Below are 1,002 nucleotides of genomic sequence, written 5' to 3' on the forward strand. Positions count from 1 at the left end.
CTCCTGCGCGGCTCGCGGCCGTAAAGGCCGTGTCGGCCGGCTATCCGCTGCGCGGCGCGGTCGAGATCGTGCCGGCCGACGGCGCGCGCGCACGCAAGGCGGCCGCGATTCCGGCACCCGGCACCGTGTGGGCCGATCCGGTGCTGCTCGACGCGCTGCACCTGAAGATCGGCGACACCGTGCGGGTCGGGCTGCGCACGTTCACGGTCGCGGCATCGATCTCGCGCGAACTCGATCGCGGCTTCTCGTTCGTGAATTTCTCGCCACGGGTGATGATGCGCGCGGACGAACTCGCTGCGACCGGGCTGACCGGCTACGGCAGCCGCGTCACCTACCGGCTGCTGGTGGCCGGCGCCGACGATGCGGTCGCGCGCTTCGAGGCATACGCGCACGCGCGCGTCGACGACGGCAAGCTGCGCGGCGTCGGCCTCGAATCGCTGCAGGAGGGCCAGCCGCAGGTGCGCCAGACGCTCGACCGCGCGCGCCATTTCCTGACGCTCGTCGCGCTGCTGACCGGGCTGCTCGCCGCGGTCGCGACCGCGATGGCCGCGCAGCGCTATATGCGGCGCCATCTCGACGGCTGTGCGACGATGCGCTGCCTTGGCGTCAGCCGCCGCACACTCGGCGCGCTGTTCGCGCTCGAATTCACGGGGCTCGGCATCGCGGGCGGCGTGGCGGGCGCGCTGCTCGGCTACGGCGGCCACTGGCTGCTGCTGGCGGCGCTCGGCAGCCTGATCGACGTCGTGCTGCCGCCGCCGACGCTGTGGCCGGCGCTCGTCGGTATCGGCGCGGCGCTGGTGCTGCTGCTCGGCTTCGCGTTGCCGCCGCTCGCGCCGCTTACGCGCGTGCCGCCGGTGCGCGTGCTGCGGCGCGAGCGGGGCGGCGCCGTTCGCATCGCGTTGGCTGCTTACGCGCTCGGCAGCGGCCTGTTGCGCGCGCTCACGCGCCGCGGCGCGGGCCAGCTGGAACTCGGGCCGGTCGTCGCGGGCGGACTCGCCGTCG

At 74.7% G+C, this 1,002-nt stretch carries 1 protein-coding gene; it reads left to right on the top strand.

Going from position 1 to position 1,002, the window contains the following annotated elements:
• Positions 1 to 1,002, top strand: a 1,002-nt coding sequence (locus G3N94_RS41725; protein WP_241022374.1) for an FtsX-like permease family protein, incomplete at both ends; no start/stop codon positions are given.

Source organism: Burkholderia sp. Ac-20353, from assembly GCF_017104785.1.
Classification (GTDB): domain Bacteria; phylum Pseudomonadota; class Gammaproteobacteria; order Burkholderiales; family Burkholderiaceae; genus Burkholderia.